The organism is Nocardioides renjunii (genome assembly GCF_034661175.1).
In the GTDB taxonomy this organism is placed as follows: domain Bacteria; phylum Actinomycetota; class Actinomycetes; order Propionibacteriales; family Nocardioidaceae; genus Nocardioides; species Nocardioides renjunii.
Genome location: NZ_CP141058.1, coordinates 1,217,260 through 1,239,251, shown reverse-complemented (window position 1 = coordinate 1,239,251; position 21,992 = coordinate 1,217,260). Strand labels below are relative to the sequence as shown.

Annotated in this window: 19 protein-coding genes; 5 read left to right on the top strand and 14 right to left on the bottom strand. The window is 73.6% G+C overall.

The window, feature by feature from the left end; all coding sequences use genetic code 11:
* Nucleotides 1–5: 5 nt before the first annotated feature.
* Both SHK17_RS05870 and SHK17_RS05865 read right to left on the bottom strand, forming a co-directional pair.
* Entirely contained in the window at nt 6–284 is a 279-nt protein-coding gene (locus tag SHK17_RS05870) for a hypothetical protein (RefSeq protein ID WP_172270535.1), read from the bottom strand.
* Nucleotides 285–345: 61 nt separating this feature from the next.
* Entirely contained in the window at nt 346–771 is a 426-nt protein-coding gene (locus SHK17_RS05865; protein WP_322921430.1) for a VOC family protein, read from the bottom strand.
* Nucleotides 772–873: 102 nt separating this feature from the next.
* Between SHK17_RS05865 and SHK17_RS05860 the strand changes: the two genes are divergently transcribed.
* Entirely contained in the window at nt 874–1,833 is a 960-nt protein-coding gene (locus SHK17_RS05860) for a helix-turn-helix transcriptional regulator (RefSeq protein ID WP_322921429.1), read from the top strand.
* Between the two features lie 12 nt (nt 1,834–1,845).
* Here SHK17_RS05860 and SHK17_RS05855 read toward each other — a convergent pair whose 3' ends face one another.
* From SHK17_RS05855 to SHK17_RS05805, 11 genes are all read right to left on the bottom strand, one after another.
* Nucleotides 1,846–3,192 carry a lanthionine synthetase LanC family protein gene (locus SHK17_RS05855; protein WP_322921428.1) on the bottom strand — a complete coding sequence of 449 codons (1,347 nt, stop codon included), beginning with the start codon at nt 3,190–3,192 and terminating at the stop codon, nt 1,846–1,848.
* Nucleotides 3,193–3,328: 136 nt separating this feature from the next.
* Nucleotides 3,329–3,733, bottom strand: coding sequence for a hypothetical protein (locus tag SHK17_RS05850; RefSeq protein ID WP_322921427.1), 405 nt, complete (start codon nt 3,731–3,733; stop codon nt 3,329–3,331).
* A gap of 9 nt (nt 3,734–3,742) precedes the next feature.
* Nucleotides 3,743–4,438: an SDR family oxidoreductase gene (locus SHK17_RS05845; protein WP_322921426.1), complete on the bottom strand. Its 696-nt coding sequence runs from the start codon at nt 4,436–4,438 to the stop codon at nt 3,743–3,745.
* A 13-nt stretch (nt 4,439–4,451) separates the two neighbouring features.
* Nucleotides 4,452–6,452 (bottom strand): hydantoinase B/oxoprolinase family protein, encoded by a 2,001-nt coding sequence (locus SHK17_RS05840; protein ID WP_172270523.1) that lies wholly within the window; start codon nt 6,450–6,452, stop codon nt 4,452–4,454.
* Nucleotides 6,449–8,554, bottom strand: a complete 2,106-nt coding sequence (locus SHK17_RS05835) for a hydantoinase/oxoprolinase family protein (RefSeq protein ID WP_322921424.1) — start codon at nt 8,552–8,554, stop codon at nt 6,449–6,451. The genes SHK17_RS05840 and SHK17_RS05835 overlap by 4 nt, the downstream gene beginning before the upstream one ends.
* 511 nt (nt 8,555–9,065) lie before the next feature.
* Nucleotides 9,066–10,460, bottom strand: coding sequence for an amidase (locus SHK17_RS05830; protein WP_322921422.1), 1,395 nt, complete (start codon nt 10,458–10,460; stop codon nt 9,066–9,068).
* Nucleotides 10,457–11,089, bottom strand: a complete 633-nt coding sequence (locus SHK17_RS05825) for an SRPBCC family protein (protein WP_322921421.1) — start codon at nt 11,087–11,089, stop codon at nt 10,457–10,459. The genes SHK17_RS05830 and SHK17_RS05825 overlap by 4 nt, the downstream gene beginning before the upstream one ends.
* A complete protein-coding gene (gene cutA, locus SHK17_RS05820) occupies nt 11,086–13,500 on the bottom strand; it encodes an aerobic carbon-monoxide dehydrogenase large subunit (RefSeq protein WP_322921420.1) in 2,415 nt (804 codons plus the stop codon). Before cutA ends, SHK17_RS05825 begins: the two co-directional genes overlap by 4 nt.
* Nucleotides 13,497–14,024 (bottom strand): (2Fe-2S)-binding protein, encoded by a 528-nt coding sequence (locus tag SHK17_RS05815; RefSeq protein WP_322921419.1) that lies wholly within the window; start codon nt 14,022–14,024, stop codon nt 13,497–13,499. Before SHK17_RS05815 ends, cutA begins: the two co-directional genes overlap by 4 nt.
* Entirely contained in the window at nt 14,021–14,875 is an 855-nt protein-coding gene (locus SHK17_RS05810) for an FAD binding domain-containing protein (RefSeq protein WP_322921418.1), read from the bottom strand. The genes SHK17_RS05815 and SHK17_RS05810 overlap by 4 nt, the downstream gene beginning before the upstream one ends.
* Nucleotides 14,872–16,302 (bottom strand): uracil-xanthine permease family protein, encoded by a 1,431-nt coding sequence (locus SHK17_RS05805; protein ID WP_322921417.1) that lies wholly within the window; start codon nt 16,300–16,302, stop codon nt 14,872–14,874. Before SHK17_RS05805 ends, SHK17_RS05810 begins: the two co-directional genes overlap by 4 nt.
* A 153-nt stretch (nt 16,303–16,455) precedes the next feature.
* On the opposite strand from SHK17_RS05805, the gene SHK17_RS05800 reads away from it, so the two are divergent.
* On the top strand, nt 16,456–16,917 hold the full coding sequence (locus SHK17_RS05800) for a GNAT family N-acetyltransferase (protein WP_322921416.1): 462 nt from the start codon (nt 16,456–16,458) through the stop codon (nt 16,915–16,917).
* A gap of 13 nt (nt 16,918–16,930) precedes the next feature.
* Here the strand turns inward: SHK17_RS05800 and SHK17_RS05795 are convergent, their stop codons facing one another.
* Nucleotides 16,931–18,211: a PucR family transcriptional regulator gene (locus SHK17_RS05795; RefSeq protein ID WP_322921415.1), complete on the bottom strand. Its 1,281-nt coding sequence runs from the start codon at nt 18,209–18,211 to the stop codon at nt 16,931–16,933.
* 102 nt (nt 18,212–18,313) lie between these two features.
* Here SHK17_RS05795 and SHK17_RS05790 point away from each other — a divergent pair, with 102 nt between their 5' ends.
* From SHK17_RS05790 to SHK17_RS05780, 3 genes are read left to right on the top strand one after another with little or no spacing between them, the layout of a single operon-like run.
* Nucleotides 18,314–19,027 carry an oxamate carbamoyltransferase subunit AllH family protein gene (locus SHK17_RS05790; RefSeq protein WP_322921414.1) on the top strand — a complete coding sequence of 238 codons (714 nt, stop codon included), beginning with the start codon at nt 18,314–18,316 and terminating at the stop codon, nt 19,025–19,027.
* A gap of 10 nt (nt 19,028–19,037) precedes the next feature.
* Complete coding sequence (locus SHK17_RS05785; RefSeq protein ID WP_322921413.1) at nt 19,038–20,543, top strand: FdrA family protein; 1,506 nt, start codon at nt 19,038–19,040, stop codon at nt 20,541–20,543.
* Nucleotides 20,543–21,988: a YlbE family protein gene (locus SHK17_RS05780; RefSeq protein ID WP_322921412.1), complete on the top strand. Its 1,446-nt coding sequence runs from the start codon at nt 20,543–20,545 to the stop codon at nt 21,986–21,988. The genes SHK17_RS05785 and SHK17_RS05780 overlap by 1 nt, the downstream gene beginning before the upstream one ends.
* Nucleotides 21,989–21,992: the final 4 nt, after the last annotated feature.

The following is a 21,992-nucleotide window of genomic DNA, read 5'->3' as shown; positions in this document are numbered from 1 at the left end:
CGAGGTCAGGACGCCCCTGCGTCGTACTCCGCCGCATGTGCCGGGGCGCCCGCCACCTGCTCGTCGAGCGACTGCCGGTAGGCCAGGCACCCGCGCAGGAACTGCGGCCACGGCGGCACCGCGACGTCCGGCTCGACCCGCTCCGGGAGCGTGCCCCAGAGGTCCGGGTGGTGCCAGCACAGGTCGTGCCCCGAGCTGTCGCGGTGGGTCCGGATCGCCGCCCGCAGCGTGCGGACCTCGGCGACCAGCTGCTCGCGGCTCATGTCCTCGACGTCCTCGTCCATCGGTCCAGTGTGCGCCCGGAGCCGGCCCGGTGTCCCGGGCCGGCTGCGGCCGGCCGGCTCGTCAGGCCGACGGGTACGCCACCGCCACGTCCAGCACCCAGGTGACCCCGAAGCGGTCGCGCAGCATGCCGTAGAGCGGGGACCAGCCGGACGGCGCGAGGTCCTGCACGACCGTCGCGCCGTCGAGCAGCCCCGCCCACGCCGCGGAGACCTCGTCCGCGTCGGCGCTGCGGAGCGAGACGAAGAACGGGATGGTCCCGGCGTCGTGGGGCAGCGCGGACGGCACGTCGTAGGCCATCACCCGGGCCCCGCTCGGTGCCGCGACCTGGCCCCACATGACCTGGTCGCCCTCGGCGGGGTCCTGGACGGCGTGGGCGTCGCGGTAGGTGACGATCGTGAGCTCGCCGCCCAGGGCGTCGCGGTAGAGCTCGAGCGCCTCGCGGGCGCTGCCGCGGAAGTTGAGGTGCGGGGTGACGTCGATGGTCATGGTGGTTCCTCCTGGTGGCCCGGTCGGCGGTTCCGGCCGGTGCCCTCACTCTCTCGCCAGAAGAGGACCGTTCCTGTCCGCTACCTCGGGCACACTGGGGCCATGTCAGGACCCACCGGGCGGCTCCTCGCCCTGCTCTCCCTCCTCCAGGCGCGCCGCGACTGGCCCGGGGGTGTCCTGGCGCGGCGGCTGGAGGTCACCGAGCGCACGGTGCGTCGCGACGTGGATCGCCTGCGCGGGCTGGGCTACCGCGTCACGGCCACGAAGGGACCCGACGGCGGCTACCGGCTGGAGTCGGGCAGCGAGCTCCCTCCCCTGCTCTTCGACGAGGAGCAGGCGGTGGCGCTGGCCGTGGCGCTACGCCTGGCGACCGGCAGCGGCGACGGCACCGACGACGCCGTCGCGCAGGGCGCCGCCCGCGCCCTCGCCACGGTGCGCCAGGTGCTGCCCAGCCACCTGCGCCACCGCGTCGACGCCGTCCGCGTGACGGCGCTCGACCGCGGGCCGGCCGTCGACCCGGCCGTCATCGTCGAGGTGAGCGCGGCGATCCGCCGCTGCGAGGTGCTGCGCTTCGACTACGGCGAGGAGTCGCCCGGCGCGCCACCGCGGCGGACGGAGGCGGTGCACCTGGTCCGGCGTCGCTCCCGCTGGTACGTCGTCGGGTGGGACCTCGACCGCGAGGCCTGGCGGACCTACCGGCTGGACCGGATGCGGCTGCGCACCCCCCACGGGCCGCGCTTCGTGCCGCGCGAGCTGCCGGCGCCCGACGTGGCGACGTTCGTGTCCGCGCGCTTCAAGGGCTCGGCCGACGAGGACGCGTGGCCGTGCCGGGGCACCGCGGTGCTGCGGGCACCCGCCTCCGAGGTGGCGCCCTTCGTCGGCGACGGCGACGTCGAGGCGCTCGCCGACGGCACCTGCCGGGTCACGCTCGGCGCCTGGTCGTGGGTGGCGCTCGCGGCGGCGTTCGCCCGCTTCGACGCCGATGTGGAGGTGGTGGAGCCGCCCGAGCTGGCGGCGGCGTGCCGGGTGCTGGCGGCCCGGTTCGCGGGGGCCGGCGGCTGAGCGCCGCGCCGCTCAGGCTGGCGGCAGGTTCCACCACGTGTCGAGACGGGCGACGGCGGGCGCCGTACGACCCTCGCGGAGGACCCGCGAGAGCCGCAGCAGGTGGGCCGCGATGCCGGCGGCGCCCTGCATCCAGCCGACTCCGGGCGGCAGGAGGGGGTCGTCCCTGCGGTGCTCGGTGAAGCGCCAGCACGCGCGGTCGCCGTCGCGGACGGCCCGGTCGAGCAGCGCATCGCCCAGGACCGTCGCGAAGGCGAGGTCGTCGGGGTCGCCGAGCCGCTGCCACGCGTCGAGGAACACCTCGCCGACACCGGCGGTGCCGCAGCAGCGTCCGTCGTTGTCCCAGAAGCCCGGGCGCAGCCGTCGCGGCACGCCGGACGTGCGGACGCTGCGCAGGCAACGGCGGTGCCACTGGGCCGGGGACTCGCCCGCGACCACGTCGACGCCGGCGTGCTCGAGGGCGGTGAAGAGCAGCGAGGTGCCGGTCGGTCCGTGGCACCAGGTGAACGTGACCTCCTCGAGTCCCGGTGAGGGCGGGATCGCCGCCGGCACGACGAAGCCGTCGCCGTCGGTGTCGCCCAGCGTCACCAGGTGCTCCGCTCCGCGGCGTGCCGCGTCGACGAGGTCCGGCCGGCGCAGCTCGCTGCCCGCCACCGCGAGCGCGGCCGCGATCCCGGCGAGGCCGTGCGACCAGTTGGGCATCTCGCGCTGCCGCTCGACCGGCACGTCGGCGCGGAAGCGCCTCGGCACGAACGACCAGGCGGTCCCCGCCTGCGTCGGCTCCCCCTCCGCGAGGAGGATGCCGGCCGCCCGCTCAGCCAGGTCCTCCGCCCCGCGTGCGCCGTGCCGGTGAGCCCAGACCGCGCCGAGCAGGACACCGGCCGTGCCCAGCGTGACGTCGTTGATGCGGGTGTGCGGCGCGAACGGGGGCGGCACCAGGTAGGGCTGCTCCCACCCGTCGTCGGTCGCGAGCTCGACGAGCCGCGCGACCGCGACGCCGGCATCCTCGGCACTGCCTGCGCCTCGTGCGTCCAGGGCGATCAGCACCCCGAGGTCGCTGACCACCCCGTCGAAGTACGTCGCCAGCCCTTGGCTCGGCAGTCCCGCGCGGATCCGGGCCGCGATGCCGTCGGCGAGCCGCTGCTCCTCGTCGGTCCACGCCCGCCCGAGCCGGACCTCGGCGAGCACGAGTGCGAGCCCGCCGATGCCGCTGTGCATGCCGTCGCGCTCCTCGGGCGGTCCCCCGGCGTGCGGCACCGTCTCGGGGATCCACGGACCCGCGTCGTCCCACCGCACCTGGTCGAGCACCCAGCGCCACGCCGCCTCGCCGAGGTCGGCGTACGTCGCGGGGTCGGTCATCCACCGATCATGGCAGCACGGGAACCCCGTCGTCGCGCAGTCGATCCTGTGCACCAGGTTCATGCGACGAGCACTGGTCCATCGCAGGAAGCTGGCGCTCCGGATCGACTGCCTGCCGGGTGTGCGGCACCAGGCGTCAGCTCGTGCGAGCCGGCCACCTGCGGGCGCGGATGCCCCGGATCGGGTCGTAGTCGGCCGTGACGACGGCGGAGACGCCGACCCGGGTCAGCTCTTGGACGAGGATCGACTTCATCGTGTCGGCCATCCGGCGGCTCAGCCATGCGTCGGTGTCGGCAGCGACGTAGGCCGCCTCCTCGTCGACGGAGACCGCGGTGCTGCTCGGCCCGCGGTCCTCCTCGTCCCAGAAGTCCTCGTCCTCGCTGTGCTCGGTGCCGCTCTCCCCCACCATCATGAAGCGCTCCGCTGCCACGAGCAGTGCGTCCGCGGCGAGCTCGACGGTGTCCGTGGCCACCCTGAACCGTGGCTCGGCCTCCCACCCTCGCCCCTGGTCGAAGCACCCGGTCCCGAACGTCACTGCCATGCGCACACCCTAGGAACGACGGAGCAGTGCGCCCAGCACCCGCGTCCCGGCCGGCAGCCCGTGTCGGTCGTAGTAGGCGAACATCGCGGTCAGCCACGGGTGCGTCCCGGGGTCGTCCACCCGGCGGGCCTCGACACCCGCCTCGTCGGCGAGCTCGCGCACGGTGGCCACGCGGGTCGCGAGCTCGTACGTCGCCCCGCCGTGCCCCGGCTCGGTCAGGACGACGGCCGCGGCGCGGCCGAGGTCGGCGAGGTCGAGGAAGCCGAAGGGGACGTCGAGGGAGTAGGGCACCTCGAGGCGCCCGGTGAGGTCGAGGTTCTGGAGGTAGGCGCCGGGCTGCAGGATCGTCCAGTCGAGCCCGCTGCGGCGGATCAGGTCCTCACCGGCCGCCTTGCCGAGGTGGTGCGGCATCCCAGGGACGTAGGGCGAGGCGACCGAGTGGTAGACCACCCGGCCGACGTCGGCGGCGTGGAGCGCGTCCAGCGCCTCGGCGACGTAGGCCGGCTCGTCGGGGTGCAGGTTGGGCGCGATGACGTAGGCCGCGTCGCAGCCGGCGACCGCGGCCGCCAGGGACGACCACTCGGCCCGACCCAGCGGCAGCGCCTCGGCGCCGCGGTCGGCGAGCGCAGCACCGACGGCGCGGCCGGTCTTGCCGTGGCCGCCGAGCACCGCGACCCGCACGGCCGTCCGCACCTCGACCTGCACCCCCGACCGCCGCTCAGACGGTGTCGACGTCGGCGTGGGGCGCCCCGTCGGCCAGCGAGGCGTAGCCCGGACCGCGGTCGAAGAAGGCGTCGTCCTCACGGCTCCACGGCGCCCGGCCGCCGCGCTCCGCGGCGGTCGCGTCCGCGTCGTGGGCCAGGCTGCCGTCGTCGACCGAGCCGGTCAGGACCACGCCGTAGTCGCGCAGCGCGGCCTCGGCCGAGACCTTGCGCCACACGACGTCGCGGACGACGAGCTCGGGGTCGCGGGCCAGCGGGTCTCCCCAGCCGCCTCCACCGGTCGTACGGATGCGGACGACCTGGCCGGCGCGGACCACCTCGGCGTCGGCGAGGGCGTCGACCTCGCGCTCCTCCGGCCCGCCCGGGTCGATGACGACCTGGAACGGCGATCCCGCCCTGCCGCCCCGGACGCCCCAGCAGGCGAGGATCGAGCGGTCGGCGATGGACATGAAGTGCGCGTCCTTCAGCATCCGGATGTGCTTCTCGTAGCCGAGGCCGCCGCGGAACTGCCCGGCGCCGCCGGAGTCGACGGCGAGCCCGAGGCGCTCGACGACGAAGGGGAAGCGCGACTCGGTGAACTCGGTGGGCAGGTTGCGCGAGTCGGGCACCACGTGGATGGTGTCCTCGCCGTCGGCGTAGTAGCGACCGCCGGAGCCGCCGCCGAGCACCTCGCGCATGAGGTAGTCGTTGCCGTCGAGGTCCTTGCCGTAGACGCCGGTGTAGCGGATCGTCTCCTGGTCGGCGGGCATCTTGCCGTCGACGGCCTTGGCCACGACGCCGGCGAGCACGCCGAGCAGCCGCAGGATCACGAAGGTGCGGGCGTTGGTCGGCGCGGGGTGGATCGGCGTGAGCAGCGTGCCCTTCTCCGGGAACCGCATCTCGATGAGCGGCACGATCCCCTCGTTGACGTCGAGCTCGGCCATCCGCTCGGGGGTGTCGGCGAGGTTGCGCAGGATCGGCGCGAGCCACTTCTTGAGGAAGTTGCCGCCGACGTAGTCGCCGCAGTGGTTGATCGGTCCCTTGGCCTGGGCGCTGGTGCCGGTGAAGTCGATGATCAGCCGCGGTCCGGCGGGGCGGCCGTTGTCGGGGTCGGCCGGGGCGTCGCTGACCTTGGTCAGGGTGATCCGCTGCGTGTGCAGCTGTGGCTCGTCGACGCCGTCGTGCTCGGCGTAGTCCTCCCAGACGTAGGTGCCGTCGGGGATCTTCGACAGGATCTCGCGACGGTAGGTCTCGGTGGTCGCGTCCAGGATGGCGTCGAACGACGCCTCGATCGCGTCGCGGCCGTAGCGCTCGAAGAGCTCGCCGAGCCGGCGTGCCCCCATCAGGCAGGCGGAGCACTCGGCGTCGAGGTCGGCGGCGAGGCTGTCGGGCATGCGGGAGTTGCGCGTCATGATCCGCAGGGCCGACCTGTTGGGGACGCCCGCGTCCCACAGCTTGATCGGCGGGACGGCCAGCCCCTCCTCGTAGACGGTGGTCGCGTTGCTGGGCATCGAGCCCGGCACCGCGCCGCCGATGTCGTCGTGGTGGCCGAAGGCTTGCACGAAGGCGACGACGCTCTTCACACCATCGGCCTCGTGGAACACCGGGACGGTGACGCACAGGTCCGGCAAGTGGCCGATGCCGCCCTCGGACTCGTAGACGTCGTTGTGGAAGAAGACGTCCCCCTCCCGCATCTCCTCGATGGGGAAGTCGCGGACGATCGGGTGCACGAGCGCGCTGTAGGACCGGCCGGTGAGCTTGCGCAGCTGGCGGTCATGGATCCCGGCCCGGAAGTCGTGGGCGTCGCGGATCATCGGCGAGCGGCTGGTGCGGCCGATCGCGGTCTCGACCTCCATCTCGACGCTGGCGAGCGTGCCCTGGACGATCTCGACGAGGATCGGGTCGACCGTCGTCCCCTCGGCGGTGAGTCGCCCGCCGTGCTCGTACGCCGTGGGCAGGCCGGCCGGGTTGGCCGGCCGTGCGGTGACGTAGGCGGGGTCCACTGCGGTGCCGCTCATCGGGCGGCCTCCTTCCGGATCACGAGGTTGGCCCAGTCGTCGACCACGACCTCGAAGCCGGGGTGGACGGGGATGGTCGAGCCGAACTCCTCGACCACCGCCGGGCCGCTGAAGGCGTCGCCGGCGCCGAGGTCGCCGCGCCAGATGACCGGCGTGTCGACGTAGCCCTCGTCGGCGTCGAAGCACACCTGTCGCCGGCTGCGCACGGCACGCTCGAGCACCTCGCCGTCGGCCTTGTCGAGCGTCGGGATCTCGGGACGCGTGATCGGCCCGATGCCGGTGACCCGGAGGTTGACCCACTCGACCTGCTGGTCGCGGTCGCCGCGGAAGTCGTAGCCGTAGAGCTGGCGGTGCTCGGCGTGGAAGGTGTCGGCCACCTGCGCGACGTACGTGTCGTCGACGGCGCCGTCCGGGGCGGGGACCCGCACCTCGTAGGCCTGGCCGACGTAGCGGACGTCGATGGTGCGCAGGAACTGGTGCTGGTCGGCGGTGAAGCCCTCCTTGTCGAGGGCGCTCCGGGCGCGGTCGGTGAGGTCGTCGAGGATCGCCTGCACGACCGCGTGGTCGAGCGCCGACTCCTTGGCGACGTGGGTCTGAACGTAGTCGTTCTTGACGTCGACCGTCAGCAGGCCGAACGCGCTCACGTTGCCCGGGTCGGGGGGTACGACGACGCCGGCGAGGTCGAGGATGTCGACGAGGCGGCAGGCCAGCAGCGAGCCGGAGCCGCCGAAGGTCGTCAGCATGAAGTCACGCACGTCGAGGCCGCGCTTGACGCTGACCTGGCGCAAGGCGTTGGCCTGGTTCCAGGCGGAGATCTCGAGGATGCCCGTGGCGCACCGCTCGAAGTCGAGCCCGAGCTGCTCGGCGAGGTCGGCGACCCCGTGCCGAGCCGCCTCGACGTCCAGCGGGATCTCGCCACCGAGCAGGTGCGGCGGGATCCGGCCGAGCGAGACATGGGCGTCGGTGATGGTGGGCTGGGTGCCGCCCTTGCCGTAGCAGAGCGGACCCGGGTCGGCTCCGGCCGAGTGCGGGCCGACCTTGAGGGAGCCCTCGGGCGAGAGCCAGGCGATGGAGCCGCCGCCGGCGCCGACGGTGACCACGTCGATCATCGGGATCTTGCTCGGGTAGGCCCCGACCGTGCCCTCGGTGGTGAGGGTCGGCTGGCCGTCGAGCACGACCGACACGTCGGTCGACGTGCCGCCGCCGTCGCAGGTGAGGATCCGCGGGAAGCCGGCGACCTCGGCGATGAGCGCCGCGCCCAGCGCGCCCGCGGCGGGCCCGGACAGCACGGTGGTGATCGGCTGGTGGACGACCTCGTCGGCCGAGAGCACGCCGCCGTTGGACTTCATCACGTAGAACGGGATCGAGTCGCCGCCGGCACTGCGCCCGCCGGTGAAGGCGTGCAGCCGCTCGGTGATGTTGGTGACGTAGCGGCTGACGTTGGGCTTGACCGCCGCGTCTACGAGCGTGGTCATCGCGCGCTCGTACTCGCGGTACTCGCGCAGCACCTCGCTGGAGATCGAGACCACCGCGTCGGGGTGCTCGCGGCGCAGGATGTCGCGCATCCGCAGCTCGTGCTCGTCGCTGGCGTAGGCGTGCAGGAAGCAGACGCCGAGCGTGGTGATCCCCTGGTCGCGGAACCATCGCGCCGCGGCGACTGCCGCCTCCCCGTCGAAGGGCCTGATCTCGGCGCCGGTGAAGTCGAGGCGGCCACCGACCGTGCGCACCCGGTCGGCCGGCACGATGCGGTCGGGCTTGACCCAGAAGTAGGAGTTTCCGTAGCCGTCCGGCACGGACTGGCGGGCGATCTCGAGCATGAACTCGTAGCCCTCGGTCGTGATGAACCCGAGGCGCTCGACCTTGCCCTCGAGCAGCTTGTTGGTGGCGACCGTGGTGCCGTGCGAGACCGCCGTGATGTCGCTCCCGTCGGCGCCCGCGAGGTCGAGGATCTTCTCGACGCCCGCGATGAAGCCGTCCGCCGGGTTGCCCGGCGTGCTCGGCGTCTTGGTGGTGACCAGCGCCCCGGAGTCCTCGTCGAAGGCGACGACGTCGGTGAAGGTCCCTCCGGTGTCGATGCCGATCCTGATCCGCCGGTTGCTCATGGGCACGATTCAACCGAGGCGCGGAGACGGCGACCACGGCACGATCTGCCGACGGAACGCCCGACCTTCGGCAAGACCTGCGTCACATCCCGCGGGCATCGGCGGGGAACAGGAGAAGGGCCCTCGGCGGTATGAGCGCCAAGGGCCCTTCACGAGGTGCGGCCGCCGAAGCGTCCGGCTCCTCAGGTGACCGGTCGCGGTGATGATCCCGGTCGATCGCTCGCTCTGTCGGGTCCCAGCCACCTCATCACCCGGTGCCTGCGACGTTCCCCGGCGGACCGGTTCCCGTCGTGCGGACCCTCCTCGCGGAGCCATCCCGCCTCCCCTTACGGGGCGGCGTAGGGAGAGTTCTATGCCCTGCGGGAGCCCGGCCGCAAGGGGTTCGGGGGCGGATGCGGCACATACTTCGGGTTCCGGCGAGTCGTGCACAGAGCAGCGCCGGTCATCCCCAGCTACGGCGCCTTGTCCCCAGCCCGTGCACAGGCGCTGGACGGTCCGCGCGGCGCCCGGCCTAGCCGGCCAGCAGCTGCTCGAGGGCGGCGGCCACCTCGAGCAGGCGCCGGTCGGCGCCGTGCCGCGCCACGAGCTGGACGCCGACGGGCAGCCCGTCCGGGGTCGTCCCGGCGGGCACGGAGATCGCGGGGCAGCCGGTGACGGTGATGAAGTAGGCCGACCGCATCCAGGCGAGGTAGTCGGGCATCTGCTGGCCGTTGATCGTCTCGGGGAACTCCTGCTCCACGGGGAACGGCGGCACCTGCGACGTCGGCAGGAGCAGCACGTCGTGGTCGCCGAAGAAGAGCCGCATCGTCTCCGAGAGCGCGGTGCGCTGGGTGTAGCCGCGGGCGACGTCCGCACCGGTCAGCGGCTCCCCGGCCCGGATGTTGGCCTCGAGGGATGCCTTGAACGCCGTGGGGTGCTCGGCGAGCAGCGGGCCGAGCTTGGCCTGGAAGTGCCAGGCCCGCAGGGTGCGGAAGGTGTCGTCGGCCAACTCGAGGTCCGGGTGGGCCTCGGCCACCGCGGCGCCGGCGTCGGAGAGCCGTGCCGCCGTGGCGCGTACGACGTCCGCCACGGCGTGGTCGACGACGATCTCGCCGCCGAGGTCGACCGAGCAGGCCACCCGCAGGCCGGCGAGCGGTGCCGGGGCGAGAGGCGGTGCGAACGTCGAGCCGGCGTCGCCGAGCGCCTGGGGCGCACGGGGGTCGGGACCCGCGAGGACGGACAGCAGGAGGGCGAGGTCGCCCACGTTGCGGGCGAGCGGCCCGCCGACCGACGTGCTCTCCCACTGGTTGTAGAGCGGCCACTCGGGCACCCGGCCCAAGGAGGGCCGCATCCCGACCACGCCGCAGAAGGACGCCGGGTTGCGCAGGGAGCCGCCCATGTCGGACCCGTCGGCCAGCGGCACCATGCCGGCCGCCAGCGCGCACGCCGCTCCCCCGCTCGAGCCGCCCGCCGAACGCGTCGGGTCGACCGGGTTGCGGGTGACGCCGAAGACGGTGTTGAAGGTGTGCGACCCCGCGGCGAACTCCGGCACGTTGGTCTTGCCGACGAACACGGCGCCGGCCGCGCGGACGCGCTCGACCAGCAGGTCGTCGTGGTCGGCGACGGCGTCCGCGAAGATCGGCGAGCCGTACGTCGTGCGCCAGCCCTGCAGCGCGTGGGTGTCCTTCACCGCGAACGGCAGGCCGTGGAGAGGGCCCAGCTCCTCACCCGCGGCCATCGCCTGGTCCGCTCCCGCCGCCGCGGCACGGGCCCGCTCCTCGTCGAGGGAGACGATGGCGTTGAGGTGGGGGTTGCGCTCGGCGATGCGGTCGAGGTGCAGCTCGAGGAGCTCGCGGGCCGAGACCTCGCCGGCGCGGACCGCCGCGGCCTGGTCGCGCGCAGTGGAGTCGACCGTCAGGTCGGTCACCGGCGACGACCCAGCAGCACGCCGAGGGCGACGAGGCCGGCCCCGATCGCGACGCCGAGCAGGAGCTCCTGCCGGCCACCGGCCGACGGCGCGGCGGCGGGCGCCGTGAAGACCGCACCACTGCTCGTCGCGGCCGGGGCGCTCGTGTCCGCCGCGACCTCCGTGGCCTTCCCGGCGGGAGCGGCTGCGCCGCCGCCGGCGATCGCGGCGTCGACGTTGCCGAAGAACTCCCCCGCCATCCGCTTGGAGACGCTGGTGAGCATCCGCTGGCCCACGCCGCCGATCATCCCGCCGACGACCGCGTCGGCGTCGTAGGAGATCCGCGTGGAGGAGCCCTCCGGCGTGAACCGCACGTGGACCGTGGCGCCGATGGTGCCGGGCGCGCCGGCGCCGTCGAGCTTCATCACCAGCGACTCGTGCTCGACGAGGTCGCGCAGCTGGCACGACCCGGCGTACGTGCCCTTGATCGAGGCCACGCCCGCGGTGACCGTCATGGCGTAGGCGTTCTCGCCCGTCGCCTCGAGCCGCTCGCAGCCGGGGATCGTGCGGACGAGCACGGCCGGGTCGAGGAGCGCGTCCCAGGCCTGCTCGACCGGCGCGGCCAGGACGTTGTCTCCGGTGAACTTCATCGGGTCTCCTCAGCGATGGCTTCTGCGGGTGTGTCGGCGTGCGCCAGGCGCAGCGCGAACAGCTCGGACGGCGAGATCGGCATGGCGGCGATCGGGAAGCCCTCGGCGTCCTCGATGGCGGCGGCGAAGACCGCGGCCGACGGGATGACCCCCGCCTCGCCCGCGCCCTTGATGCCGAGCGGGTTGAGCGGCGACGGGGTCTCGAGGTGGTCGATGTCGATGGTGGTGGGCACCTCGGTGACGTAGGGCATGAGGAAGTCCATGAAGGAGGCGTTGAGCAGCTGCCCCGACTCGTCGTAGGCCATCCGCTCGTAGAGCGCGCCGCCGACACCCTGGGCGACACCGCCATGGATCTGGCCCTCCACGATCATCGGGTTGATGAGGTGGCCGCAGTCGTGCACGACGGCGTACTTGAGGATCGTGATCTCGGCCGTGTCCGGGTCGGTCTCGACAATGACGGCGTGCATGCCGCTGGCGAAGGTGGAGCGCTCGGGCGAGTAGAAGTCCTTGCCCTCCAGGCCGGGCTCGTCGTCCTCGGCCACCGGCGGCTTGCCCGGGTCGCCGACGGAGAACTGGGTGGCGGCCTTGGACGCCTCGTCGAAGGCGTAGCGCAGCGGGTTGGACAGGACGGCGACCGTGCCGAGGTCGACCGAGGTGTCGGTGCCGCGCACCGAGACGACGCCGTCGGCGATCTCGAGGTCGTCCTCCGACGCCTCGAGCGCCTCGGCGGCGATGCGCAGCGCCTTCTCCTTGGCGCGCAGCGCGGCGAGGTGGATGGCCGACCCGCTCATCACGGCGGCGCGCGAGGCGAAGGTGCCCACGGCGTAGGGCATCTTGCGGGTGTCACCGGTCGTGATCTCGACGTCCTCGAACCGCACGCCGAGGGTGTCGGCGACGATCTGCGCGAACGCCGTCTGGTGCCCCTGGCCCTGGGTGGTGAGCCCGGTGGCGACCTTGACCCTGCCGGAGGTCTCGATGTGCACGTGGGCGCCCTCGTAGGGGCCGACGCCGGTGCCCTCGACGTAGCAGGCGAGGCCGATGCCGACCCGCCTGCCCTGCGCGGCCATCTCGGCGCGGAAGTCCTCGAACTCGTCCCAGCCGACCAGCTCCTTGAGCTTCACCAGGGAGGCGGGGTAGTCGCCGGAGTCGTAGGTGAGCTCGCGGCCGTCCTGGAACACCAGCCCGTGCTCGAAGGGGAACTCGTCCGGCTGGATGAAGTTGGTGCTCCGCACCTCGGTGCGGTCCTTGCCGAGGTAGGCGGCGATGGCGTCCATCGTCCGCTCCATCACGAAGCACCCCTGCGGCCGGCCGGCGCCGCGGTAGGGGGTGACGATGACGGTGTTGGTGTAGAGCGACTCGAATACGACGCGGTAGTTCTGCGGCTTGTAGGGGCCGAGCAGCTGGGTCGAGGTGATGATGGGCACGATCAGCCCGTAGGGCGTGTAGGCGCCGTGGTCGTGCCAGAACTCCACGTCGAGCCCGAGCAGCCGGCCGTCGTCGTCGAAGCCGACCTCGACGTGGTGCTGCTGGGCGCGCTCGTGCGCGGAGGAGATGAAGTGCTCGCGGCGGTCCTCGGTGAACTTCACCGGCCGGCCCAGCGTCATCGCCGCCAGCGGCACCAGCAGCTCCTCGGGCCAGGGGTGGTTGATCTTCACCCCGAAGCCGCCCCCGACGTCGGGGGTGATGACGTCGACCTTGGCGAGGTCGAGACCGAGCTTGGCCGCCACGCAGCCGCGTACGCCGGTGGAGGTCTGGGTCGAGGACCACACGGTGAGGCGCGACGTGTCGGGGTCCCACCTCGCGACCGTGCCGCGACCCTCCATCGGCGTGCACGCCGAGCGCTCGACGTCGAGCTCGAGGGTCAGGGTGTGGGGGGCGGCGGCGATCGCGGCCCGCGCGTCGCCGTTCTCCTGCTCCATCCGGGCACCGACGTTGTCGGGCACGTCGTCGTGCACCGTGCGCGTCGCGGCCCGCGCGGCGGCGATCCCCACGACGGGCTCGAGGTGCTCGTAGTCGACGCGGATGCGCGAGACGGCGTCCTCGGCGACGTAGCGGTCGACGGCGACGACGAAGGCGATCGCCTCGCCGACGTAGTTGACCTCGTCCTTCGCCAGGGCGTACTGCGTGCGGCCGTGGGTCAGGGTCGGGTGCGGGATGAGGAGCGGGAGCGGCTCGGCCATCGGGCCGGTGAGGTCCTCCCACGTCCACACGGCGAGCACGCCCTCGACGTCGAGGACGTCGGAGACGTCGATGTCGAGGATGCGGGCGTGCGCGTGCGGCGAGCGCAGCACCGCGGAGTGCAGCAGCCGGGGGTCGTCGGTGAGCAGGTCGTCGACGTAGCGGCCCTGGCCGCGCAGGAAGCGCTGGTCCTCCACCCGCGGGACCTTGGTGCCGAAGAGCTTGGTCGTCATCCGCGCTCCTCCTGGATCTCGCCTTGCATCTCACCCTTGGTCCCACCCTGGATCTGGGAGGCCCGCAGCACCGACTTCACGATGTTCTGATAGCCCGTGCAGCGGCAGAGGTTGCCGGCGATCATCTCCCGCGCCTCGTCCTCCGACGGGTCGGGGTTGTCGCGCAGGCCGGCCGTGATGGTGGTGAGGAAGCCGGGCGTGCAGAAGCCGCACTGCAGGCCGTGGCAGTCCGAGAAGGCCTGCTGCACCGGCGACAGCGACCCGTCGGCCTCGGTGAGCCCCTCGACGGTGGTGATCTCGGCGTCCACGGCCGACACGGCGAACATCAGGCACGAGCGCACCGGGGCGCCGTCGACCAGGATCGTGCAGGCGCCGCACACCCCGTGCTCGCAGCCGACGTGCGTGCCGGTGAGGCCGCAGTCGTGGCGCAGGGCGTCGGAGAGCAGGCGCCGGGCAGGCACCCGCACCTCGTGGACGGACCCGTTGACGTGCAGCCGCACGTCGTGGAGCTTCTCGCTGGTCACGCGGGGCTCACCTCTCGTGCCCGGGAGCGGGCGTGGTCGGTCGCGGCGGCCACCACGCGCGGGGTCAGCACGCTGACCAGGTGCGCGCGGTAGGCCGCGGTGGCATGGATGTCCTCGGCGGGGTCGAGCTCGGCGAGCGCCGCGGTCGCGGGGGCGTCGAGCGCGTGGGTCACGTCGACGACGACGGGGACGTCGCTGACGGAGACGAACCCGACCCTCGCGCGGGTCACCTCGTCGCCGTCGGTCTCAACGAGCGCGGCGACGCCGACGAGCGCGTAGTCGCCGTGGCGCCTCGCGATCTCCTGGAACGCGACGCCGGCGCCGGCGGGCAGGGCCGGGAAGAACGCCTCCACGGCGAGCTCGTCGTGGGCCAGGGTCGACTCGAGCGGTCCAGCGAAGAGCTCCGCCGCCGGGATCGTACGACGACCGCGCACCGACATGACGTCGACCGATCCCTCCAGGAGCCGCAGCACCATCGGCATCTCCGCCGCGGCGTCGGCGTGGACGATGGAGCCCACGGTGGTGCCCCGGTTGCGGATCGTCGGGTGCGCGACATGGGACAGCGCCAGCGCGAGCAGCGGCTGGACCTCGGCGGCCTCCACGGAGCCGAGCACGTGGGCGTGCCGGGCGAGGGCCCCGATGCGCACGCCCGACGGGTCGCAGTGGACGTGGTCGAGGTCCGGGAGGCCGTTGACGTCGACCAGCATCGACGGCGCCGCCAGCCGCATGGACAACAGCGGCACCAGCGACTGGCCGCCGGCCAGCACCTTCGCCCCCTGCTCCCCGGCGAGGGCCGCGAGGGCCTCCTCGAGGGTGGTGGGGCGCAGGTAGGCGAAGGGTGCGGGCTTCATCGGGGCGCGGGACCTCCGGAGGCGACGTCGTCGACGCCACCGTCGTAGTCGGGGTGGCTGAGGTTGCGGGTGACGTTGCCGGAGCCGGAGCCATGGTCGCCGCGACCCTTGACCATGTGGAAGAAGACGATGACGAGGATGGTGCCGAGCGCGATGCCGCCGAGCTCGAAGTCGTCGCCGAAGGTGAGGGTCACGCCACCGATGCCGGCGATGAGGCCGGCGGCGAGGCCGACCATGTTGACCGGGTTGCCGAAGTCGATGTTGTTCTCGACCCAGATCTTGGCACCCACCAGACCGATCATCCCGTAGAGCACAACCGTGATGCCGCCGAGCACCCCACCGGGGGTCGCGTTGACGATCGCGCCGAACTTCGGGCAGAGGCCAAGCAGGATCGCCACGATCGCGGCGACGTAGTACGCCGCGACGGAGTAGACCCGCGTGGCGCCCATGACGCCGATGTTCTCGGCGTACGTCGTGGTGGGCGAGCCGCCGAAGGCGCTGGCGAAGGCGGTGGCGATGCCGTCGGCACCGATGGCGCGGCCCATGTAGGGGTCGAGGTCCTCGCCGGTCATCTCGGCGACCGCCTTGACGTGGCCGGTGTTCTCCGCGACGAGCGCGATGACGCCGGGCAGGACGAGCAGGATGGCGGTCAGCGAGAAGGACGGGCCGTGGACCACGGAGACGCCGTCGGCGAGCGTGCCGCTCGGGAAGCCGATCCAGCTCGCCGCCTCGACCCCGGCCCAGGAGACGCGGTCGTGCTCGGTGGCCTCGGTGGCACCGCCGAGGACGGACGTGATGGGTCCGAACAGCAGGTCGGCGACGTAGGACAGGACGTAGCCGAAGATCAGCGCCAGGAAGACGGCCACGCGGGACCAGAAGCCGGGCAGGGCCACCGCCGCGAAGACCATGAAGGCCGCGGTCGCCAGGGCGATCCACTGGTCCTGCGGCCAGTAGACGCCGGCCACGACCGGGGCGAGGTTGAAGCCGATCAGCATGACGACCGCGCCGGTCACGGCCGGCGGCAGGATCCGGTGGATGAGGCCGGCGCCGGCGAAGTGGACGAGCACGCCGACCGCGGCCAGCACGAGCCCGCCGACGAGGATCGCGCCCGTCACGTAGGAGGAGTCGTTGCCCTCGTCGAGCGCGCGGATCGCCGCGACGGAGGCCACGAAGGAGGCGCTGGTGCCGAGGTAGCTCGGCACCCGGTTCTGCACGATGAGCAGGAACAGGATCGTGCAGAGGCCCGAGAACATGATGGCGAGGTTGGCGTCGAGCCCCATCACCAGCGGGAAGACGAAAGTGGCGCCGAACATCGCGACGACGTGCTGGGCACCGAGCCCGATCGTCTTGCCCCACGGCAGGCGCTGCCGCGGGAGGACCGACTCACCCGGGGCGGGATCGACCACGTCCCACTTGAACATCGACATGTGCAGGCCTCCAGTTCGGCGGGGATGTGTACCCGAGAAGCCACAAACTAGTGCGCCACATCACACACCCTCACTGGCGACATCTGCCGAAGGAACGCCGGGGTCGATGACAAGTTCTTCCGCGGGTCCACCGGACGTACGACAATGGTCGACATGACTGTCGGCACGGAGCTGCGTCGCGCCACCGCCGCCGATGTCCCGGCGCTGCAGCAGATCGCCGAGGCGGCGTACTCGCCCTACGTCGCCCGCATGGGCGGGTTGCGTCCCGGGCCCATGGAGACCGACTACGCCGGCGCGGTCGAGGGCTCCGAGGCGTGGGTCGCGACCGTCGACGGCGAGGTCGTGGGCTTCCTCATCCTGGTCCCCGAGCCCGACACGATGCTGCTCGAGAACGTCGCGGTGCCGCCGGACCACCACGGCCGGGGCCACGGACGGAGGCTCCTCGACCTGGCGGAGTCGCGGGCGCTGGCGCACGGCCTGCACCGGATCCGGCTCTACACCCACGAGACGATGCTCGAGAACCAGCGGCTCTACACACGCCTCGGCTACACCGAGACCCATCGCACGACCGAGCACGGCTTCACCCGGGTGTTCTACGAGAAGCCGCTGGCCTGAGAGCGCTGCCGCGCTAGCCCACGATCTCCAGCGCGCGCAGCGCGACGGCCACGTCGAGACGCAGGTGCGGGTCGCTGGCGACGGGGCCGAGGAGGCGCTGCAGCTTGCCGACGCGGTAGCGCATCGTGTTGTAGTGGAAGAACTGCGCGCGGGCGGCCTCGGCCACGTTGAAGTTGGTGTCGAGCAGCACCTGCAGCGTCTCGCGCAGGTCGGCCGCCTCGGGCGTGCGCTCTGCCAGCGGACCGAGGACGTCGGCGGCGAACGAGGTCAGCTCGGCGCTGTCGGGCACGAGCGCGAGGAGCCGGTGCAGGCCGAGCTGGTCGAAGCGGGTCATCGATCCCCCGCCGTGCACCCGACGGCCGATCTCGACGGCTCGCTGCGCCTGGCGGAACGCCTCGGGAAGGTCGCCGAGGCCGTTCGCGACGCGGCTGACGCCGGCCGAGAACGCGACCCGGCCGCCGCCGCGGTCGCCGCGGACCGCCTCGATGATCCGGTCGACCGCGCCGTGGTCCCCCACTCCGCCGCCCGGGCCACCGGCAGCGCTCCCGACCGGGGTGCCGACCGGGACCAGCGTGACCACCTCGCGGCTGAACGCGACCGACGCGATGCTGCCGTCGACCGTCGCGGCGACCTGGCGCCAGGCCTGCGCGAACCGGTCCTGCCACGCGCGGCGCTCCTCCGGGTCCGGCCCGAGGGCGGCGATCGCGTCGGGGTCGAGGACCGCGACCACCACCAGGACCGGGCGGTCGAGGTGCCAGCCGAAGGCCTGGGCGTGCTCGGCGACGTAGTCCTCCTCGCCGGCGCGGCCGAGGAACACGTCGCGGAGGAAGTCGCCGCGGTACTTGTTCTCCACCGCGGTGATCGCCTCGACGCGCGTGACGAGCAGCGCCGCCACGATCGCGGCCCGCTCCAGGGCGTGCACGTCGGAGGAGTGGATGGTGCCGTCCGGGCGCAGCGCGACGAGCCGCGCCAGGTCGACGCCGGCGGCCACGACGCGGCGTACGAGCGCCTCCCCCTCGCCCACGGCGGTGCCGTCGGGGTCGATCCGCTCGACGCGCAGGCGACCGGTCGGGTCGAGCAGGTCGGCGGCCGCCAGCGACTCGCGCTGCGCCTCGTCGAGGTGGGCGGCGCGCTCCCGGCCGTCGGTCGAGGTGAAGACGACGCCGCAGCCCAGCGCGTCGCCGACGGCCTCGGCGATCGCGGCCAGGTCGCCGCCCTCGAGCACGATGTGGGTCAGTGCCGTGTGCAGCGCGTCGGCGCGCTCGAGCGCCGCCACCGCCTCCGGGTCGTTCATCAAGTCTTGGCCCACATCTGCCCCCTGCGCTGACAAGTTCTCACATTCGCGAGTCTGTCACGTGCCGCTAGCGTCTGGGGAGTGATCGCCCGCCAGGTTCCGGTGGCTGCACCGACCCGCGTGCGGTCGCGGCTGGCCGCGGCCCACGACGGCCCCCGCCGCGTGCTGCACGCGAGCGGGACCGCCGTCTACGTCGACCTCGACGGCTGGTGCGTCGGCCTGGTGTCCGCCACGGCGACCCGGGTACCGTGCGCCGTGTGGTCGACGCTGCCCGACCTCGCGCACCTCGCCGGGCTGCCCGTGGCGGTGCACGGCGGGACGCTGGTGGTCGGCGACCAGGAGCACCGGGTGGTGCGCCTCGCCGACCCGGGCGTCGCCCGCGTCGGGCGCCACGACGTCGTCCCACCCACACCGGCCGCGGTGACGGCGTACGGCTGGAACCTCCCTGCCGACGGCCGGCTCACCCCCGCGCACGTCGACCGGCTGCTCGGACGCGGCCCCGGGCTGACCCCTCTGGGCGACGACGTGCTCGCCGGGTGGTTCCTCACCCGGGCGGCCCTCGGCCTCCCGGACCCGGCGCTCGTCGCGGACCTCCGCCGACGGCTCGGCGTCACCACGCTCCTGTCCGCCACGCTGCTCGACTGCGCGCTCCGCGGGGAGGCGATGCCCGAGCTCGCCGCGTGGCTGGCCGACCCCACCGCCACCGCCACCGATGCCCTGCTCGCCGTCGGCGCCACCTCGGGCGCCGGCCTCCTCGCCGGAGCCGGGCTCGCCCTGACCTCCATCTCCACCGACCGCCCCGGGAGGGCCGCATGAAGGACCAGTCGTGAAGGACCACGTCGAGCTCCGCCCCGGCGCGTACGCCGACTCCGTCACCCTGCTGCAGGTGAGCCGCGCGGTGCAGGCCACGCCGGGCGTGGTGGCCGCCCAGGTGGCGATGGCCACCGGGCTCAACCTCGAGGTGCTCGCCGGCATGGGCTTCGACGTTCCCGGCTCCTCGCCCAACGACATGGTGGTCGCGCTGCGCCTCGACGACGACGCCGAGCTGGGCGCCGCGCTCGCGGCCGTCGATGCCGCCCTCGTCCCCACCCGGCCCGGCTCCGGCGACAGCCGGGTGGCGCCGCCGCGGACCACGGGGTCGGCGCTGCGGCACGCCGGCCCGGGCGCCGTCGCCCTCGTCTCGGTGCCCGGCGCGAGCGCGACGGTCGAGGCGATGGACGCCCTCGAGTCCGGCCACGACGTGATGGTCTTCAGCGACAACGTCCCGGTCGCCGAGGAGGTCGCCCTCAAGACGTACGCCGCCACGCGCGGCGCGCTCGTGATGGGCCCCGACTGCGGGACCGCGGTCATCGACGGCGTCGGCCTCGGCTTCGCCAACACGGTGCGCCCCGGGCGCATCGGCCTCGTCGCCGCCTCCGGCACGGGCTGCCAGCAGCTGCTGGCGCTGCTGCACCACGCCGGCGAGGAGCTGGCGGCCCACGGCACCGACGGCGTCGGCGTGCGCCACGCGCTCGGCGTGGGCGGGCGCGACCTGTCCGCCGCGGTGGGCGGGCTCGCGACCCGCGAGGCGCTGCGCCGACTGGACGCCGACGCCGACGTCGACCTGGTCGTGGTCGTCTCCAAGCCACCGGCGTCCGAGGTCGCCGACGCCCTCGCGACGGAGGCCGATGCCCTCGGCACGCCCGTCGAGCTGGGCCTGCTCGGCCCCGGTCAGCGCGACCTCACCGCGGTCGCCGAGGCCGTCCTCGCCCGCCTCGGCCACGACGCACCGCAGTGGCCGGTCGCCGGCGCGCACAACACCGGTGCCGCCACGGGACCGCTGCTGCGCGGGCTCTTCGTCGGCGGCACCCTCTGCGACGAGTCCATGCTGATGGCGACCGAGGCCCTCGGCCCGATCCGCAGCAACATCCCGCTCGCCGACGACCTCGCCCTGGCGCCCGACGAGCTGCTCGTGGGCGCCCACACGATGGTCGACTTCGGCGACGACGCCCTCACCCAGGGCCGGGCGCACCCGATGATCGACCCCACGCTGCGAAACGAGCAGCTGGCCCGCGCGGCGGCCGACCCCGCGACCGGCGTCCTGCTGCTCGACCTCGTGCTCGGCCACGGCGCCGAGCCCGACCCGGCGGCGGGTCTCGCGCCCGCCATCGCGGCGGCGCGCGCGGACCGGCCCGTCCCGGTGGTCGTCAGCCTGGTCGGCACCGACCTCGACCCGCAGGGCCTCACCGCCCAGCGCGACGCGCTCGTCGCGGCGGGCGCCGAGGTGCACCTGTCCAACGCCGCGGCCACCCGCCGCGCGCTCGACCTGCTCAGCCAGCTGGAGGCGTCGTGATGAGCGAACCCACCGTCGTCACCCCCGGGGCCACCGGTCCCACGGTCGTCACCTGCGGCGCCGACATGCTCGCCGAGGCGGTCGCGGGCCAGGCCGTCGGCGTGGAGCGCGTCGACTGGCGGCCGCCGATGCCCGGCACCGAGGCGGACCTCGCCGCGGTCGCCACCGACCCGCGCCGCCCGGACGCCAACCGCCGCGCGGTCGAGGCGGTGCTCGGCGTGACCGCCACCCTCGTCGACGTCGCCCCGGCGTCCGAGGTCCTCGGCCTCGAGCCGGGCCAGTTCCTCCACGCCGGCCCGCCGATCGGCTGGGACCGGGCGTCCGGTCCCCTGCGCGGCGCCCTCATGGGAGGTGCGGCGCTCGAGGGACTCGTGGCCGACCCCGAGGACGCGGTCGCGCTCTTCGAGTCCGGCAGCTCCGTGAGCCTGGAGCCCTGCCACCACCGCAGCGCCGTCGGACCGATGGCCGGCGTCGTCACCCCCTCGATGTGGATGTGGGTGCTCGAGGACGGCACCACGGGCCGGCGCACCTACTGCTCGCTCAACGAGGGCCTCGGCAAGGTCCTGCGCTACGGCGCCTACGGACCCGAGGTGCTTGCCCGGCTGCGCTGGATGGGCGAGGTCCTCGGCCCGCTGCTGCAGGCCTCGACCCGGGCGGTCGTGGCGGAGTCCGGGCCGGTCGACGTGACGGGCATCCTCACCCAGATGCTGCAGATGGGCGACGAGGCCCACAACCGCAACCGCGCCGGCACGCTGATGCTGCTGCGCGACCTCGCTCCGGCGATGGTCGCCAGCGGTGCCGACGCCGGGTTCGACGGCTCGGACGTGGCCCAGGCGCTGCGCTTCGTCGGCGGCAACGACCACTTCTTCCTCAACCTCGCCATGCCGGCCTGCAAGCTGGCCCTCGACGCCGGGCGCGACATCCCCGGCTCGACGATGGTCGTGGCGATGGCCCGCAACGGCACCGACTTCGGCATCCAGGTCTCGGGCACCGGCGACGAGTGGTTCACCGGTCCCGCGCAGGTGGCCGAGGGGCTGTTCCTCGGCGACTACGGCCCCGACGACGCCAACGCCGACATCGGCGACTCCGCGATCACCGAGACCGCCGGCATCGGCGGCTTCGCGATGGCCACCGCACCCGCGATCGTCCGCCTCGTCGGCGGGTCCGTGCCCGACGCGCTCGCGACCACCCGCCGGATGCACGAGATCACCCTCGCCGAGAACCCGCGGTGGTCCGTGCCCGTCCTGGAGTTCCAGGGCACCCCGACCGGCATCGACGTGAGCAAGGTCTGCCGCACCGGCATCCTGCCCCAGATCAACACCGGCATGGCCGGTCGCGTGGCGGGCGTGGGCCAGGTCGGCGCCGGCCTGGTCACCCCGCCGGCAGAGATCTTCCCGCAGTCGCTGGCCGCGCTCGCCGCGCGCACGCCCGGGGCGGGGGCCTGACGGC

Excerpts from the sequence above, each read along its gene's own strand:
- SHK17_RS05870 (WP_172270535.1), bottom strand. The coding sequence starts at position 284 with ATGGACGAGGACGTCGAGGACATGAGCCGCGAGCAGCTGGTCGCCGAG.
- SHK17_RS05865 (WP_322921430.1), bottom strand. The coding sequence starts at position 771 with ATGACCATCGACGTCACCCCGCACCTCAACTTCCGCGGCAGCGCCCGC.
- SHK17_RS05860 (WP_322921429.1), top strand. The coding sequence starts at position 874 with ATGTCAGGACCCACCGGGCGGCTCCTCGCCCTGCTCTCCCTCCTCCAG.
- SHK17_RS05855 (WP_322921428.1), bottom strand. The coding sequence starts at position 3,192 with ATGACCGACCCCGCGACGTACGCCGACCTCGGCGAGGCGGCGTGGCGC.
- SHK17_RS05850 (WP_322921427.1), bottom strand. The coding sequence starts at position 3,733 with ATGGCAGTGACGTTCGGGACCGGGTGCTTCGACCAGGGGCGAGGGTGG.
- SHK17_RS05840 (WP_172270523.1), bottom strand. The coding sequence starts at position 6,452 with ATGAGCGGCACCGCAGTGGACCCCGCCTACGTCACCGCACGGCCGGCC.
- SHK17_RS05835 (WP_322921424.1), bottom strand. The coding sequence starts at position 8,554 with ATGAGCAACCGGCGGATCAGGATCGGCATCGACACCGGAGGGACCTTC.
- SHK17_RS05825 (WP_322921421.1), bottom strand. The coding sequence starts at position 11,089 with ATGAAGTTCACCGGAGACAACGTCCTGGCCGCGCCGGTCGAGCAGGCC.
- cutA (WP_322921420.1), bottom strand. The coding sequence starts at position 13,500 with ATGACGACCAAGCTCTTCGGCACCAAGGTCCCGCGGGTGGAGGACCAG.
- SHK17_RS05810 (WP_322921418.1), bottom strand. The coding sequence starts at position 14,875 with ATGAAGCCCGCACCCTTCGCCTACCTGCGCCCCACCACCCTCGAGGAG.
- SHK17_RS05805 (WP_322921417.1), bottom strand. The coding sequence starts at position 16,302 with ATGTCGATGTTCAAGTGGGACGTGGTCGATCCCGCCCCGGGTGAGTCG.
- SHK17_RS05800 (WP_322921416.1), top strand. The coding sequence starts at position 16,456 with ATGACTGTCGGCACGGAGCTGCGTCGCGCCACCGCCGCCGATGTCCCG.
- SHK17_RS05795 (WP_322921415.1), bottom strand. The coding sequence starts at position 18,211 with ATGAACGACCCGGAGGCGGTGGCGGCGCTCGAGCGCGCCGACGCGCTG.
- SHK17_RS05780 (WP_322921412.1), top strand. The coding sequence starts at position 20,543 with ATGAGCGAACCCACCGTCGTCACCCCCGGGGCCACCGGTCCCACGGTC.